Source organism: Methylobacillus rhizosphaerae, from assembly GCF_900187985.1.
In the GTDB taxonomy this organism is placed as follows: domain Bacteria; phylum Pseudomonadota; class Gammaproteobacteria; order Burkholderiales; family Methylophilaceae; genus Methylobacillus; species Methylobacillus rhizosphaerae.
In genome coordinates, this window is sequence record NZ_FZOA01000002.1 from 299,533 (window position 1) to 315,656 (window position 16,124).

The 16,124-nt window shown below is 50.0% G+C and carries 14 protein-coding genes and 2 tRNA genes; all 16 read left to right on the plus strand.

The window, feature by feature from the left end; translation table 11 throughout:
* The first annotated feature begins 5 nt into the window (after nt 1-5).
* Complete coding sequence (gene ligA / locus CHB59_RS03610; protein WP_089374865.1) at nt 6-2,078, plus strand: NAD-dependent DNA ligase LigA; 2,073 nt, start codon at nt 6-8, stop codon at nt 2,076-2,078.
* On the plus strand, nt 2,075-2,875 hold the full coding sequence (gene cysQ / locus CHB59_RS03615) for a 3'(2'),5'-bisphosphate nucleotidase CysQ (RefSeq protein WP_089374866.1): 801 nt from the start codon (nt 2,075-2,077) through the stop codon (nt 2,873-2,875). Before ligA ends, cysQ begins: the two co-directional genes overlap by 4 nt.
* 2 nt (nt 2,876-2,877) lie before the next feature.
* Entirely contained in the window at nt 2,878-3,780 is a 903-nt protein-coding gene (locus tag CHB59_RS03620; RefSeq protein WP_089374867.1) for a tetratricopeptide repeat protein, read from the plus strand.
* A gap of 64 nt (nt 3,781-3,844) precedes the next feature.
* On the plus strand, nt 3,845-4,807 hold the full coding sequence (gene msrP, locus CHB59_RS03625) for a protein-methionine-sulfoxide reductase catalytic subunit MsrP (protein WP_089374901.1): 963 nt from the start codon (nt 3,845-3,847) through the stop codon (nt 4,805-4,807).
* A gap of 2 nt (nt 4,808-4,809) precedes the next feature.
* Entirely contained in the window at nt 4,810-5,403 is a 594-nt protein-coding gene (locus CHB59_RS03630) for a protein-methionine-sulfoxide reductase heme-binding subunit MsrQ (RefSeq protein WP_089374868.1), read from the plus strand.
* A 190-nt stretch (nt 5,404-5,593) separates the two neighbouring features.
* Entirely contained in the window at nt 5,594-6,265 is a 672-nt protein-coding gene (locus CHB59_RS03635) for a mechanosensitive ion channel family protein (protein WP_089374869.1), read from the plus strand.
* A gap of 164 nt (nt 6,266-6,429) precedes the next feature.
* Entirely contained in the window at nt 6,430-6,633 is a 204-nt protein-coding gene (locus CHB59_RS03640; protein ID WP_089374902.1) for a cold-shock protein, read from the plus strand.
* A 328-nt stretch (nt 6,634-6,961) separates the two neighbouring features.
* On the plus strand, nt 6,962-8,266 hold the full coding sequence (gene tig / locus CHB59_RS03645; RefSeq protein WP_089374870.1) for a trigger factor: 1,305 nt from the start codon (nt 6,962-6,964) through the stop codon (nt 8,264-8,266).
* A complete protein-coding gene (gene clpP, locus CHB59_RS03650) occupies nt 8,266-8,907 on the plus strand; it encodes an ATP-dependent Clp endopeptidase proteolytic subunit ClpP (protein WP_089374871.1) in 642 nt (213 codons plus the stop codon). The genes tig and clpP overlap by 1 nt, the downstream gene beginning before the upstream one ends.
* Nucleotides 8,908-8,944: 37 nt before the next feature.
* Nucleotides 8,945-10,216 (plus strand): ATP-dependent Clp protease ATP-binding subunit ClpX, encoded by a 1,272-nt coding sequence (gene clpX, locus CHB59_RS03655; RefSeq protein WP_089374872.1) that lies wholly within the window; start codon nt 8,945-8,947, stop codon nt 10,214-10,216.
* A gap of 143 nt (nt 10,217-10,359) precedes the next feature.
* Nucleotides 10,360-12,798 carry an endopeptidase La gene (gene lon, locus CHB59_RS03660; RefSeq protein WP_089374873.1) on the plus strand — a complete coding sequence of 813 codons (2,439 nt, stop codon included), beginning with the start codon at nt 10,360-10,362 and terminating at the stop codon, nt 12,796-12,798.
* Between the two features lie 103 nt (nt 12,799-12,901).
* Complete coding sequence (locus tag CHB59_RS03665) at nt 12,902-13,174, plus strand: HU family DNA-binding protein (protein WP_089374874.1); 273 nt, start codon at nt 12,902-12,904, stop codon at nt 13,172-13,174.
* Nucleotides 13,175-13,195: 21 nt separating this feature from the next.
* Nucleotides 13,196-13,271 (plus strand) — tRNA-Val (locus CHB59_RS03670).
* Between the two features lie 51 nt (nt 13,272-13,322).
* Nucleotides 13,323-13,399: transfer RNA gene (locus CHB59_RS03675), tRNA-Asp, on the plus strand.
* A gap of 200 nt (nt 13,400-13,599) precedes the next feature.
* The gene (locus CHB59_RS03680; protein ID WP_089374875.1) at nt 13,600-15,492 is read left to right on the plus strand and encodes a SurA N-terminal domain-containing protein; all 1,893 of its coding nucleotides are present in this window, start codon (nt 13,600-13,602) and stop codon (nt 15,490-15,492) included.
* A gap of 364 nt (nt 15,493-15,856) precedes the next feature.
* Nucleotides 15,857-16,124 (plus strand): hypothetical protein (locus CHB59_RS11780; protein WP_218816197.1); only part of this gene is annotated, 268 nt, incomplete at its 3' end.

Below are 16,124 nucleotides of genomic sequence, written 5' to 3' on the forward strand. Positions count from 1 at the left end.
TTGATATGCAGGTCGGCTTATTTTCCGAGCATCATCCTGAAGTGCCAGTGGAAGTGGTTGCGCAAGCTGACCAGTTGCGGGCAAAGATTCGCCAGTATGATCATGAATATTATGTGCTGGATGCCCCCAGTGTGCCCGATAGTGAATATGACCGAGTATTCCGGGCGCTGAAGGCACTTGAAGAAGCGCATCCTGCCCTGATTGTCCCGGATTCACCAACCCAGCGGGTTGGTGGCGCACCGATGGCGACATTGATGCCTGTGCGGCACCACCTGCCTATGCTGTCTATTGAGACTGAAACCGACATCAGTGAGCAGGGTGCATATAACTTTGATGCACGTGTGCGCAAAAAACTCGGATTGCTGGCGGAAGATGGCGATATTGAGTACGCCGCTGAATTGAAGTTTGATGGCCTGGCTCTGAGCCTGCGTTATGAACGTGGTTCACTGGTGCAGGCTGCCACCCGTGGGGATGGCGAGGTGGGTGAAGATGTCACGCATAATATACGCACCATACGCCAGATTCCCTTGCAGCTCCATGCTGGCGCTCCTGATGTGCTGGAGGTACGCGGTGAAGTGTATATGAGCCGCCCGGATTTTGAGCGCTACAATGCCCGGCAGCGCGAACAGGGCAAGCCTACACTGGTCAACCCGCGCAATGGTGCTGCTGGCAGCATACGCCAGCTGGACCCCCGTCTGGCTGCACAACGTCCCTTGTCTTTCTTTGCTTACGGGCTGGGACAAACGTCAGGCTGGCAGGTGCCGGCTACCCATGAACAGGTACTGGATGCCTTGCAGGTGTTCGGTTTTCCGGTGTGCAGAGAGCGCACTGTCGGCCTGGGGGCGGCATCTCTTGCCTCCTTTCACCAGGCCATTGCCGCGAAGCGTGACCAGCTGACCTATGATATTGACGGGGTTGTGTATAAGGTCAACCGCTTGGAGCTGCAACGTGAGTTGGGCTTTCGCTCCCGGGAGCCCAACTGGGCTGTGGCGCATAAATTCCCGGCACAGGAAGAGCTGACGATACTGGATAATATCGAGGTGCAAGTCGGGCGTACCGGTGCGATCACGCCGGTTGCACGCCTGCAGCCGGTATTTGTCGGCGGTGTTACCGTGACCAATGCCACATTGCATAACCAGGATGAAATAGACCGCAAGGATGTGCGTATTGGCGATACGGTCATAGTACGCCGTGCGGGAGATGTGATTCCGGAGGTGGTTTCTGTCGTCATGGAAAGGCGGCCAGTTGACACCCAGCCTTATGTGCTGCTGGAAGCCATCCGCCATCAGTGCCCAGTGTGCGGCTCACATGCAGTGCGCCTGCCGGAAGAGGCTGCGGTACGGTGTACAGGAGGATTGTTCTGCGCTGCCCAGCGCAAACAGGCTATCTTGCATTTTGCGTCCCGCCGCGCCATGGATATCGAAGGCCTGGGCGAGAAACTGGTTGATCAGTTGGTCGATGGACAATGGGTGAAGACGCTTGCCGATATTTACCATCTGGACCTGACCACCCTGTCCGGGCTTGAGCGTATGGCAGAAAAATCTGCCCAGAACCTGCTGGATGCATTGCAGGCCAGCAAGCAGACTACCTTCAACCGGTTTATTTATGCATTGGGTATTCGCAACGTTGGAGAGGCTACGGCAAAAGACCTTGCACGCCACTTCGGAAAACTGGAAGCCTTGCAGGCTGCTGATATTGAGGTCTTGCAGCAAGTTGCGGATGTTGGCCCTGTCGTGGCGCGCTCGATTGCTGAATTCTTTGCTGAGACGCATAACCGTGAAATTATCGCCAGGCTGGTGCAGGCAGGTGTGCAGTGGGAAGAAGCGGAAGGCAGGCAGGCAAGTACTGGTTTGCTGGAAGGCAAGACATTTGTGCTGACAGGCACCTTGCCGACGATGTCGCGAGATGAAGCCAAGGAGCGTATAGAGGCGGCAGGTGGCAAGGTAAGTGGCAGTGTTTCGAAGAAAACCAGCTATGTTGTCGCGGGCAGTGATGCCGGCAGCAAGCTTGGCAAGGCTGAAGAGCTTGGCTTGAGCATACTGGACGAGGCCGGGTTGCTGGGTCTGCTTGCTGGATGAGGAATCAGCTGCTGCCTGCCGTGATACAACTGGCGCATGAAGCGGGCGAGGCGATCATGCAGGTGTATCACGGGAATTTTGCAGTACGACACAAGGAAGACCATTCCCCCGTGACTGAAGCAGATCTGGCTGCTCACCGTGTCATCCAGGCCGGCTTGCAGCGCTTGACACCAGAGTTGCCGCAGATTTCTGAAGAGTGTGAGCTGGCACCATTTTCCCAGCGCCAGCAATGGCAACGTTATTGGCTGATAGACCCACTGGATGGCACCCGTGAATTCGTCAAGCGCAATGACGAATTCAGCGTCAATATTGCCCTGATTGACCAGGGCAGGCCGATACTTGGCGTCGTTTACGCGCCTGCTCTAGGGGTGGGCTATTATGCAGACGGCCAGGCCGCCTATAAACAGCGTGACCACCACGAAGCGGAGCGTATTTATGCCCGCAGCCTGCATCTTGATCATATTACAGTAGCGTCCAGCCGTTCTCATCCTGGCAAGAAAATACAAGCCATGTTGCGCAATATCGGCTCCCGGCACGGAGAGCCGAATATTATCAATATGGGAAGTTCGCTCAAGATATGCCTGGTTGCAGAAGGCCGGGCGGATGTATATCCACGCCTGGGACTCACGTCGGAATGGGATACCGCAGCAGCGCAATGCGTGCTTGAATGTGCGGGCGGGAGGCTGGTTGACCGCCATGGCCTGCCTTTGCAATATAATCGCAAGGACACTATCCTCAACCCGGAATTTTTTGCCCGGGGCGCTACTGTCCATGACTGGAATCAATACCTGGAGTAAACATGCCGTTTCTTAGAGTTCTGATCATCCTGATATTTGCAGGCAATGTAGCGCATGCCCGAGCCAATCCGGCTGAAAGCTGTTTGCACGCACTGAGTGATGGCGATGCAGATACTGCCTTGGCACAGGCAGAGCAAGCGCTTGTGCAGCAGCAGAACCAGCGTGATTTGCTGCTGTGCAAGGGCAGGGCGGAGTTGAATCTGGGACGGGGGGAGGATGCACTCAAAAGTTTTACCGCTGCAGAATTACAAGCCAAGACAGGGAATGAGCGCATGGTGACTGATTTGCTCAAAGGCAATGCCTACAAGGCATTGGGGCAGTTTGCACAAGCCCAGTCCAGCTATGAGGCTGCACTGGCGCTGGCTGTACAGGAAAAGAACCAGAAGTTCCAGGTGATCTCCAACCTGCTGGCGGGTGAGGCAGCGATGCAACAGGAACAGTTGCCGCAGGCGCAGGAATATTATGAGGCTGCACTCCGGCTTGCAGGCAACAATAACGAACGTGCGGATGCCAATGAACACCTGGCTCAGCTCAAGGCAAAACAAGGGTTGTACGATAATGCCATTGAACACCAGGTGAAGGCCCTGGTCATGCAGACAAGTGATGGCAGTTTTGATGCCTATGCCAATGCCGGGTTGGAACTTGGGTATCTTTATATCGGTGCCAAGGATTTCAACAATGCTGAGAGAAGCCTCAATAAAATCATCGACAAGGCCAGGGAGGCCGAAGATGGGTACTGGACAGCCAAGGGTTATTATTATCTGGGACTGAACTTCATTGCTGCCAAACAGGCTGACAAGGCGCGGGACGCATTGAACGAGGCACGGGAAATCGGGGAAGCCATAGGTGCGGAAAAGTTGACTGCAGAAGTGAACTTGCAGTTGCAAAACCTATCACAACATTAGTATCTCCTGCTGTGCCAGCTTGCTTTAAGCTGGTGTTATGGTGCAATTGCTTGAAAGGGCAATCATGTTGATAGGCCGGCCTCCTGACATTGTAAGTTCCGACATTACCCCTGAGCACGTGTTTAGGCAGCGACGTGAGCTGATCAAGGCTGCAGGATTAGGCGGCATACTGGCGTTGGGCGGATGGCGTCACCTTGGGTTTGCAGCCGGAACCGGGCATCAGCCAGCCCTCCAGCATATCCAGAAGACTACATATGGCCGGGAAGAGAAGCTGACTTCCTATCGTGATATCACCAGTTACAACAATTTCTACGAGTTTGGTACAAGCAAAGAACAGCCTGCGGAAAATGCCGGTCGGTTCAAGACTGCTCCATGGACTATTGCGGTTGAAGGAGAGGTGCTCAAGCCGCGCCAGCTGGGAATGGAGGAGCTGATGAAGCTTGCTCCCCTGGAAGAGCGGATTTACCGCATGCGCTGTGTGGAAGGCTGGTCGATGGTGATTCCTTGGGTAGGAATCCCGCTTGCGAGCCTCATTAAACTGGTTCAGCCTACCGCGAATGCAAAGTTCATTGAATTTATCTCTGCTGCAGATGATGCCACCATGCCAGGTGTCCGCGCGCCAATACTGGACTGGCCTTACCGTGAGGCTCTGCGACTGGATGAGGCCAGGCACCCGCTGACCATACTCGCGCTTGGACTGTATGGTGAAATGCTTCCAGGCCAGAATGGTGCGCCGGTACGACTGGTTGTGCCATGGAAATACGGTTTCAAGGGTGGCAAGTCCATTGTGCGCATCCGCTTCGTGGAGAAAATGCCGCAAACTACCTGGATGCGGGCAGCTTCCACGGAATACGGCTTCTACGCCAATGTGAATCCCACGGTCGACCATCCACGCTGGTCTCAGGCCAGTGAACGGCGGATTGGCACGGGTCTTTTCACGAAACGGATTGCCACACAGATGTTCAATGGCTACGCAGAGCAGGTGGGCCAGTTGTATACCGGTATGGATTTGCGCAAGCACTTCTAGGCATGATTTCCAAATCCTTGTTGCCCTGGGTCAAGCGATGCCTGTTTCTTCTGGCCCTGCTGCCGCTAAGCAGGCTGTTCTGGTTAGGGTTTACGGACCAATTGGGTGCAAATCCGGTTGAATTTGTCGAACATTCTACGGGAACATGGGCGCTGGTCATCTTGTTGCTCACGCTTACAGTGACACCCTTGCACCGCGTGCCGGGTTGGGGATGGCTGGTCACGCTGCGGCGCATGCTGGGGCTGTTCATGTGTTTTTATGCCAGTCTGCATGTGCTGGCTTATATCTGGCTGGACCATTGGTTCGAGTGGTCGGCGATTATCCAGGATATTGCCAAACATCCTTATGTGCTGGTGGGGTTTCTTGCCTTCATATGCACCATTCCACTTGCTGTGACATCCACTGATGGCATGATGCGCAGGTTGGGGAAGCGCTGGAAAACATTGCATTCCCTGGTGTATCTGATTGCCATCTTGGCGGTATTGCATTATCTGTGGCTGGTAAAACAGGATATTTCCCAACCGTTGGGTTACACCCTTATCCTGGCAGGACTTTTATTTTTCCGGTTGCACAGAAAACTCAAAAATAAAATTTAAAAATTAATTAATAATTAAATAGTTAAAAAATATTATTAATGTATTAGTTGTAGTTTTAAGGGTTATTTGTTTGCTAACAATCTGTGATTACGAGAAAATAGCCGTCCAATTCTGAACAAACGGGCATTACCGCTCTGGTTCACAAGACCTGGCATATAAAGGTCATTAATAAATAAAGAGGAGTGTGCATATGCAACATCAGATTGATATTTTTCTTACATCTCTGAATGAGTTCTGGACGCAGGTAGCCAACTTTTTCCCCAAGATGCTGGCGGTTATCGTCATTCTGGCATTTGGCTGGGTATGTGCCAAAGTCGCATGCCTGGGGGTGAAGCGCATTCTGGAGTTGGCTCACTTTGACCGGTTCGCTGATAGTTCCGGCCTGGAGGCATTCCTCAAGCATGGCGATTTTGATCTGACCTTGAGCAGCGTTATCAGTCAGGTTATCTATTGGCTGGTCATCCTGTTGTTCGTCATCACGGGTGCCAACACATTAGGCCTGACAGAAGTTGCGCATATGCTGAACAATCTTGCCAATTATCTTCCCAAGATCATTGTGGCGATTCTGGTACTGATCTTCGGCACCTTGCTGGCACGTTTTGTTAATCGCCTGGTATTTGCCTGGCTGCACGGCATGAAATACGATGGTGCTCTCAGAATCAGCACAACCACGGAATATGGTATCCAGGTGTTTGCCTTGTTCGTTGCGCTTGAGCAGCTTGATATCGGAACACAGTTGCTGACTGCATTATTCGTGATCGTATTCGGCGCGATCTTCCTGGCATTGGCCATTGCGTTCGGCCTGGGTGGCAAGGAGCGGGCTGCCCAGTTGATCGAAGAGGTACGATCAAAGCGCAAATAACAGCACAATCCTTAGCATGTATATCAGGCGCCGCTTTTGCGGCGTTTGGTATTTTTGGCACCTATAAGACAGTTCCTACAAATTGATCAGACTTGTCCTATTTATTCCAGTATCAATGGATTTTATAAAGATATCTCGACAGATAACTGGCACGGGGGATGGACATGGCATTCGGTACTGTGAAGTGGTTCAATGATGCAAAGGGCTTTGGATTTATTGCGCCGGACGATGGCGGTGGGGATTTGTTTGCACATTTTTCTGAAATTCAGGCGAGTGGCTATAAAAGCCTGAAAGAGAATGACAGAGTGCAGTTCGACATTACTGAAACTGCCAAAGGCAAACAGGCTTCCAATATCCAGAAAGATTGATCCTGACACATGGGGTATGTACTGCATTACCCCTTCTTCAGATTTTTCATCTCACTGCTTCGCTCACCTGATCCAACACTGCGTTGCGATCGTCTCCATTGGAATAACCTTATCTTTACATCGTTATTTTTATAGACAGCTATGCTAGAATCGCTAGCTAATATTCATATTGGCTCCTGATGCGAAAGCGTTGGAATGGGGCCAAATACTGGTGTAGGGCCGGATTCCGGTTTTGCAATTTTATTTTCAATTACTTGATTTGCGTCACGATTGCCGAATCGTCAAGGTGGCGCATTTGATCAAAATCTCGATTTAAGGAACACAGTAGATGCAAGCAACCGTTGAGACCATCAGCAATCTTGAGCGCAAAATGACGGTGTCTGTTCCAGTACAACCACTGGAAGCAGAAGTGAATGAGCGTATCAATCGTTTGGCACGTACTGCCAAGATGCCTGGTTTTCGCCCTGGCAAGGTGCCATTGAATATTGTGCGTCAACAATATGGTGACCAGGTGCGCAATGAAGTGCTTTCAAATGCTGTAGAACGTAGCTTCAATGATGCTGTTGAGCAGAACAAGCTGCGTGTGGCTGGTTACCCTAACATTGAGCATAAGCCTTATGCGGATGCTGATGAAAAGATTGAGTATGTCGCCACATTCGAAGTGTTTCCTGAAATCAAGATCGGCGATCTCTCCAAAGCGGCAATCGAGCGCCCGGCACTAGAGATTGGCGAGGCTGAAGTAAAGAAAACCATTGATGTGCTGCTGCGTCAACGCGCTACTTTCGAGCCGGTCAAACGGGCCTCCAAGAAGGGCGATAAGTTGAATATCAGCTTGATTGCCTCCATTGATGGTGAAGAAGTGGAGCGCACGGATGAGAACGGCCTGGACCTGGTGATCGGTGAAGGTGGCAGATTCCCGGCTTTTGAAAGCGAACTGTCCGGTAACAAGGCAGGTAGTAACAAGGTATTCGAAATTGCTTATCCCGAAGACCACAAACCGGAACAACTGGCTGGTAAGACTGTCAGCTACGATGTGACATTCAACTCTGTTGAACAAGCAAAACTGCCTGAGTTTGATGCTGATTTTGCCCGTAGTCTTGGCGTGGACGATGGTGATGTGGAAAAAATGCGTGAGGAAATCACTGCCAGCCTCAGGCAGGAAGTGGAAAAGCGTGTACGCGCAAAGCTGAAAGAGCAAGCATTTCAAGTTTTGCTGGACAGTACCGAGCTGGAATTGCCAAAGGCATTCATCAATGCTGAGATCGGCCGCTTGATGCAAACGACACAGAACAACCTGAAACAGCGTGGAGTGGATCTGGCAAACGTCAATCTTGAGCCTGCCTTGTTTGAAGATCAGGCCAAGCGTAATGCGAGTTTACGACTGATACTGTCGGAATTGGTAAATGCAAACAACTTGCAAGCCAATGCTGAACAGATCCGTGCGATGGTGGACGTGTTTGCGCAAAGTTTCGAACGTCCTGATGATGTGGTGACCTGGTACTATGCCGATACCAAGCGTCTGGACGAGCCAGCAGCGTTGGCAACAGAAGAAAATGCGGTTGAATGGGTCTTGCAGTCTGCCAAGGTGACTGACAAGAAAGTCAAGTTTGATGACCTGATGGGAAATAACTAATGATTGATCACTCTGCGATGGCAGAAAGCCAGTTTGAAGCTCACGGCCTTGGGTATATCCCCATGGTGGTTGAGCAGAGTGGTCGGGGTGAGCGTTCCTATGACATTTACTCCCGACTGCTGAAGGAGCGCATTGTCTTTCTGGTTGGTCCAGTAAATGATGTCACAGCCAACCTAGTGGTTGCCCAGTTATTGTTCCTTGAAGCTGAAAATCCAGATAAGGATATCTATTTCTATATCAACTCACCTGGCGGCTCCGTGACAGCTGGCATGGGCATCTACGATACCATGCAGTTCATCAAGCCTGATGTCAGCACTTTATGCGTAGGGCAGGCTGCCAGCATGGGAGCCTTGTTGTTGACCGCTGGGGCGGCAGGCAAGCGTTTCTGTCTGCCTAACTCTCGTGTGATGATTCACCAGCCTCTGGGTGGTTTCCGCGGCCAGGCTTCAGATATTGAGATTCATGCCAAGGAAATCTTGTTCCTGCGTGAAAAGCTGAATCACATCCTGGCGCATCATACCGGCCAGCCTGTGGAAAAAATTGTCCAGGATACGGATCGGGATAATTTCATGAGTGCGGAACAGTCTGTGACTTACGGTCTGGTGGACAAGGTGATTGCCAGTCGTGCTGATGCGGTATAAATAACACCATCTTTAAGTTTATTTTTAGGATAGTTTGATGACTACAAAAGCCGAGGGCGAAAAATTACTGTATTGCTCGTTTTGCGGCAAAAGCCAGCATGAAGTACGCAAGCTGATTGCCGGCCCATCCGTTTTTATCTGTGACGAGTGTGTTGATTTATGCAATGACATCATTCGTGAAGAAATCCAGGATGAGAATGGATTGAAGCCCAAGAGCGGCAAGTTACCGACTCCCAAGGAAATATGTGCCACCCTGGACCAGTATGTGATTGGTCAGACGCAAGCCAAGAAAAATCTGGCAGTTGCTGTCTACAATCATTACAAACGCCTGGAGCAGGGCGCGCAGAAGGATAAGGATGATGTCGAGATCGCGAAGAGCAATATTCTCGTGATCGGTCCGACAGGCTCTGGCAAGACCCTGCTTGCACAAACATTGGCACGGTTGCTGGATGTGCCTTTCGTGATGGCTGATGCGACAACTCTGACCGAAGCAGGCTATGTCGGGGAGGATGTCGAGAACATCATGCAGAAACTGCTGCAGAAATGTGATTACGATGTGGAAAAGGCTCAGCGTGGCATTGTCTATATCGATGAAATCGACAAGATTTCACGCAAGTCTGACAATCCTTCCATTACGCGCGATGTATCCGGTGAAGGTGTGCAGCAGGCTTTGCTCAAGTTGATTGAAGGCACCGTGGCCTCGGTACCTCCGCAAGGTGGGCGCAAACACCCGAACCAGGAGTTCGTGCAGCTTGATACCACGAATATCCTGTTTATCTGCGGTGGTGCATTTGATGGATTGGACAAGGTAATTCGCCGCCGCTCCGAAAAGGGTGGTATTGGTTTCGGCGCTGAAGTCAAAAGCAAAGAAGATGCACGGGCCATTGGTGAAGTCTTGCGCGATGTTGAGCCAGAAGACTTGATCAAGTTCGGACTGATTCCCGAGTTTGTAGGGCGTCTGCCTGCCGTGGCGACACTCGAGTCCCTGGATGAGGCTGCTCTGGTCACTATCCTGGTGGAACCCAAGAATGCGCTGACCAAGCAATACACCAAACTATTCAAGATGGAAGGTGTGGAGCTTGAGTTCAGGGAGGCTGCATTGCACCTGATTGCCAAGAAGGCATTGGAGCGTAAAACCGGTGCCCGTGGGCTGCGTTCCATCATGGAGCACTCCTTGCTGGAAATTATGTATGACCTGCCGTCAATACCGAACCTGAACAAGGTGGTGGTGGACGAAGGCGTCGTCAAGGGAGATACTCCGCCGATTCTCATCTATGCAGATGAGTCGCGGTTGGAGAGCGCAAGTTAAATCAAAATTAAAAGGCTGCTTTGCAGCCTTTTTTATGTGAGAATTTCAGGGCAGGTACTTGAAGCGCGATTGTATGCCCCCATAGATGTAGCAAGAGGCGTTCGGCATGTTGCCTTGCTGCTGACAACATTGAAAGTTTTCTCATGACAGAACAAACACTACCGGTTTTCTCTCCAGACTCTGGATTGCTGCCCCTGTTGCCATTGCGGGATGTGGTGGTCTATCCACACCTTGTCATTCCATTGTTTGTCGGCCGTGAAAAGTCGGTAAAAGCGTTGGAGATGGCTTCTGAGCAGGATAAGCAAATTCTGTTAGTGGCACAGAAGTCACCAAATAAAGACGAGCCGGATGCAGAAGATCTTTACGATGTTGGAACAGTGGCAACAGTATTGCAAATGCTCAAGTTGCCTGATGGCACTGTCAAGGTGCTGGTTGAAGGGTTGCATCGTGTCAAGATCACGGAGTTCGTTGAAACTCAGGAGTGCTTTGCCGCAAAAACAGAAAAGGTTGAAAGTCCTGCTGGCGATGATAGCCAGACCCAGGCCTTGATGCGCACTGTATTTACCCAGTTCGATCAATACGTCAAACTCAATAAGAAAATTCCTCCTGAAATCCTGACTTCTCTTGCTACGATCGATGATGCAGGGCGGTTAGCGGATACGATCACGGCCCATCTGACATTGAAGCTGGAGGAAAAGCAGAAAATTCTGGAAATGTTCAGCGTAGCTGAGCGGCTGGAACATTTGCTGAGCCTGCTGGAAGCTGAAATTGATATCCTGCAGGTGGAAAAACGTATCCGTGGACGTGTCAAACGCCAGATGGAGAAAAGTCAGCGCGAGTATTACCTGAACGAACAGGTAAAGGCGATCCAGAAGGAGCTGGGCGAGCAGGATGAGAATGCAGATATAGAAGAGCTGGAAAAGCGTATTGCTGATGCCCGTATGCCGAAAGATGCATTGGTCAAAGTGAACAGTGAGCTGAAAAAGCTCAAGATGATGTCTCCCATGTCAGCAGAGGCGACAGTGGTACGTAATTACATTGAGACTCTGGTCGGCTTGCCATGGAAAAAGAAAACCAAGATCAGCCGTAATCTTGGCACTGCGGAAGATATCCTGGATGCTGACCATTATGGGCTTGATAAGGTCAAGGAACGTATTGTCGAGTATTTGGCTGTTCAGCAACGGGTAGACAAGCTGAAGGCGCCTATCCTGTGCCTGGTAGGGCCGCCTGGTGTGGGTAAGACTTCATTGGGACAAAGTATTGCAAAGGCAGTAAACCGCAAGTTTGTGCGGGTTGCGCTTGGTGGTGTGCGCGATGAGTCCGAAATTCGTGGACATCGCCGGACCTATATAGGCTCCATGCCAGGCAAGATCCTGCAAAGCATGACCAAGGTCGGTGTGAAAAACCCATTGTTCCTTCTGGATGAAGTTGACAAGATGGGGCAGGATTTCCGCGGTGACCCATCATCAGCCTTGCTGGAAGTGCTGGATCCTGAACAGAACCACACTTTTGTCGATCATTATGTTGAGGTTGAGTACGACCTGTCTGATGTGATGTTTGTGGCAACAGCCAACTCGCTCAACATCCCTGGACCATTGCTTGATCGCATGGAAGTGATACGGCTTGCTGGCTACACTGAGGACGAAAAAGTAAATATTGCGATGCGATATTTGTTGCCTAAGCAATTGAAAACTCAGGGGCTGAAAGAAAATGAAATCAGTGTATCTGAAGCAGCCATTCGCGATGTAGTGCGGTATTACACTCGTGAAGCTGGGGTGCGTAGCCTGGATCGCGAAATTTCCAAGATCTGCCGCAAGGTAGTCAAGGAAATCCTGACCGCTCAACCCAAAGCCGGTACGACGGTACGCAAGATTGCCGTGACGCCGAAGAACCTTGAGAAATATCTGGGAGTGCATCGATTTGATTATGGCGTTGCCGCCAAGGAAAACCAGGTAGGGCAGGTCACAGGCTTGGCCTGGACTGAGGTGGGCGGCGAATTGCTGACAATCGAGTCAGTCTTGCTGCCAGGCAAGGGCAAGGTGATTACCACGGGCAAACTGGGTGAAGTCATGCAGGAATCCATCCAGGCGGCGATGAGTGTGGTGCGCAGTCGTTCCAAGCGCCTGGGATTCGCCGAGGACTTCTACGAGAAGAATGACATTCACATTCACTTGCCTGAGGGCGCGACTCCCAAGGACGGACCAAGCGCAGGGATTGCAATATCAACCGCGCTGGTATCGGTGTTGACCAACATCCCTGTGCGTGCCGATGTTGCCATGACCGGGGAAATCACGCTGCGCGGAGAAGTATTGCCAATCGGTGGCTTGAAGGAAAAGCTGCTTGCAGCCCATCGAGGTGGCATTAAAACCGTGCTGATTCCTGAACAGAACGTCAAGGATCTGAGTGAAATTCCGGCCAATATCAAGAACCACCTGGATATTCATCCAGTGAAGTGGATTGATGAAGTGCTGCAGTTGGCGCTGGAGCGTATGCCTGATGCAGGTGAGCTTAGTGCTGAGGCGGTCGTGGAGGAAGTGGCTAAACCACAACCCAGCAAGCCATCATCTGTGACCAAGCATTGAAAATTATCCTTAACGATGCTTGACATGCTGTTTTCTCACTTGATATAACTCAGGAACAGGGGCCGTATGTCCCTGTTTCTAAAACAACGAGAGGGAATGACAGGTGAATAAGACTGAGTTGATTGATCAAATCGCTAAAGCTGCTGGTATTTCCAAGGCTGCAGCAGGACGTTCTTTAGATGCAACAACTGCTGCAATTACCAATGCATTGAAAAAGGGAGAGGTTGTTACCTTGATTGGCTTCGGTAGTTTTTATGTTGGTAAGCGCGCCGCCCGTAATGGTCGTAATCCGCGCACTGGTGCCACGATAAAGATCAAGGCCGCAAATTCTCCCAAATTTAGGGCTGGCAAGATTCTAAAGGATACTGTAAACTAGCGTCCTTCGTTGGTTGGGCATGGGTGATTAGCTCAGTTGGTAGAGCGTCGCCCTTACAAGGCGAATGTCGGCGGTTCGACCCCGTCATCACCCACCATTCCTACCATCGAAAAGTCGTTGAGTTTTGGAGAAAGCAACGCATAGTCATGGAGCGGTAGTTCAGTTGGTTAGAATACCGGCCTGTCACGCCGGGGGTCGCGGGTTCGAGCCCCGTCCGCTCCGCCAGAAAAAGCGAATCTTCGGATTCGCTTTTTTTATTTCTTGTCCTCTGCCACTTCTATTCCTTTTTACACGGCAAGTTTAATTGAACCTGCTGGAATGTTTCGTTACAAACATGTGTGGTATATTAAAGAGTTAGATTTGCAGTCTGTCCTGATCCAGGCTGATCTTTCCATCAAGATTGAAAATAAAGAAGGCATATTGTTATGTTGGAAGCAATTCGTGATCGTTCCAAGGGAGTGGTGGCCAAAGTTATTCTGGCAGGGATCACCATCCCGTTTGCATTGGTAGGTGTTGACAGTTATTTGCGCGATGCGGGTTCTAGTGTCTCTGTAGCTAAAGTAGGGGGCGATTCCATTACTGCGCAGGAATACAGTAACGCGTTGCAAAACCTGCGTAACCGCTTGCAGAGCGAAGGTAAGGTCGATCAATCAGTGCTGGATGGTCCAGAGGTCAAGCAAGCAGTGATTGATCATCTGATTGAAAATAAGGTATTGGCCGCTGAAATCAAGCGTAAGAACTTTGTTATCAGTGATGAACAGCTCTCTCACTTCATTACCGGCGAAGATATTTTTCAGCAGGATGGCAGGTTTTCTCAGGAATTGTATGACCAGTTTCTGACTGAGCGTCGTCGTACACCTTCACAATTTGAAAATGAAGTGCGCGGAGATCTTCTCGCAATGCAAGCGAAGGATGGGTTGGCTGCGCTGGCATTTGTACCGAATGGTGTGGCTAACAATGCAATTAAAGTAGAACACCAGACTCGTGAAGTGAGTATTGCCGAGTTCAAGACCGCAGATTTTCTCTCTCAGGTAAATGCTTCCGAGGAAGAAGTTAAAGCCTATTACAACGAACATCAGGACAAGTTCAAGGTACCCGAGCAAGTCAAGTTGGAGTTTGTTTTAATGTCGGCAAATGGCCTGATTCCCAGCCAGCAAGTTTCTGAACAAGAGGCGAGGGATTACTATGCGCAGAATGCGGCTCAGTTCCAGGGAGACGAACAGCGTCGCGCCAGTCATATCTTGATTAGTTTCGGTGTTAGCCCGACACCTGAAGCCAAAAAGCAAGCCAAGGAAAAAGCAGAAGAGGTATGGGCTCAGGTCAAAAAAGACCCCGAGCAATTTGAGCAATTGGCTCATCAATATTCCCAAGATCCTGGATCCAAGGATAAAGGAGGGGATCTGGGTCTGTTTGGCCCTGGTGCAATGGTGAAGCCATTTGAAGACGCCGTATTTTCAATGAAGCCAGGCACAATCAGCGACTTGGTGGAAACCGATTTTGGCTACCATATTATCAAGTTGACTGAAATTCAAGGTAGTGGACAGTCATTTGATGCCGTGCAAGGACAGATCCGTGCCGAGCTGATGTATCAGAAGGCGCTGGCCAAGTTTTCAGAGCAGGCAGAAAATTTCAGTAATATGGTGTATGAACAGTCGGATAGTCTTGAGCCAGTTGCCAAGGAATTCGGTGTGCAAGTGCAAACCAGTGCCTGGCTGAGTCGTGATGAAGGTGCAAAGTTCTTCAAGAATGACAAACTGATGGATGCAGTATTCAGTGATGAAGTATTGAAAGAAAAGCGCAATACTGAAGCGATTGAAGTATCTCCGAATAATCTGGTATCAGCCAGAGTTGCTGAATATAAGCCTGCTGCTGCGCGCTCTTACGAAGAGGTAAAAAGTGGAATTGCTGATTTCCTGAAGCAGGAAAAGGCAGCAAAGCTTGCACGAGAGAAGGGTGAAGCTACGCTCGCAGAATTACAGGCTGGTAAATCTCCGGCATTAAGTTGGACTGAGCCAGTTAATGTGAGTCGTCAGGACCCACAAAACCTTACTGATTTATCGGTATCAACAGCATTCAGGGCCGATACAGTAAAATTGCCAGCATACAGTGGCATTGCAGATCGTAATGGTTACTTGGTGGCCAAGGTTTCGAGTATTCATTTTGCAATGGATGGTGAGGATGCGCAGCGTGCCGCAAAAGCAGAACTGCAAAATGCATTGGCTGCGGAATATAGGCATGCTTATATCAATACATTGAAGCAGAAAGAAAAAATTACGGTCAATAGCCAGCTATTGAATTCAGATCAGACAAATCCGTAATACGAGGATTTTCAGTTCTACTGAAAAGCGGTCGAGGCAACTTGGCCGCTTTTTTTATGAGCTGTGAATGATAAAGTTATCTGGTAGCAAGGCAGTAAGACTGCTGTGCGTGCTGGTTTTAAATGTAGGCTGATGAATCCTGGTATCAGGATATAAAAAAATATAATGTAAATTAATTGACATTTTTAATAAGGCTCATAAAATCTGTCAGGCTGTGTAAAGGTTTATCCAATGAATCTTGAAAGGCGCTGAATCAACAATGAGTAATCCAAGAAATTGAGTGGTTTCCTGGATTCTTCAACGTTGACAGCATTTGGTGGGCGCCAGCAATGCTGGCTCTCATTCACATTTGAAGGGGAAAAAAATGTCAACGAAATCCAATAAGCAACTGAACCATGCGGTCAGTTTGGCTGTTATTTGCTCGTCTATTGCATTAGTAGGTTGTGATGGCGGAGGCAGTATGGTCAAGATTGATCCAACTCCAACACCAGTAGTAGTTACGGATGGCACTGATAATACGCTGCTAGATACCGTAGATACTGTAAACGACGCCACGAACGACGTCATCAAACCCATTACAGACGCGCTGGAGCCGATTACGAGTCCAGTAGGCGATGCACTGGAACCTGTTT

Coding starts and splice junctions, on each gene's coding strand:
- ligA (WP_089374865.1), top strand. CDS start 6: ATGCAGGTCGGCTTATTTTCCGAGCATCATCCTGAAGTGCCAGTGGAA.
- cysQ (WP_089374866.1), top strand. CDS start 2,075: ATGAGGAATCAGCTGCTGCCTGCCGTGATACAACTGGCGCATGAAGCG.
- CHB59_RS03620 (WP_089374867.1), top strand. CDS start 2,878: ATGCCGTTTCTTAGAGTTCTGATCATCCTGATATTTGCAGGCAATGTA.
- msrP (WP_089374901.1), top strand. CDS start 3,845: ATGTTGATAGGCCGGCCTCCTGACATTGTAAGTTCCGACATTACCCCT.
- CHB59_RS03630 (WP_089374868.1), top strand. CDS start 4,810: ATGATTTCCAAATCCTTGTTGCCCTGGGTCAAGCGATGCCTGTTTCTT.
- CHB59_RS03635 (WP_089374869.1), top strand. CDS start 5,594: ATGCAACATCAGATTGATATTTTTCTTACATCTCTGAATGAGTTCTGG.
- CHB59_RS03640 (WP_089374902.1), top strand. CDS start 6,430: ATGGCATTCGGTACTGTGAAGTGGTTCAATGATGCAAAGGGCTTTGGA.
- tig (WP_089374870.1), top strand. CDS start 6,962: ATGCAAGCAACCGTTGAGACCATCAGCAATCTTGAGCGCAAAATGACG.
- clpP (WP_089374871.1), top strand. CDS start 8,266: ATGATTGATCACTCTGCGATGGCAGAAAGCCAGTTTGAAGCTCACGGC.
- clpX (WP_089374872.1), top strand. CDS start 8,945: ATGACTACAAAAGCCGAGGGCGAAAAATTACTGTATTGCTCGTTTTGC.
- lon (WP_089374873.1), top strand. CDS start 10,360: ATGACAGAACAAACACTACCGGTTTTCTCTCCAGACTCTGGATTGCTG.
- CHB59_RS03680 (WP_089374875.1), top strand. CDS start 13,600: ATGTTGGAAGCAATTCGTGATCGTTCCAAGGGAGTGGTGGCCAAAGTT.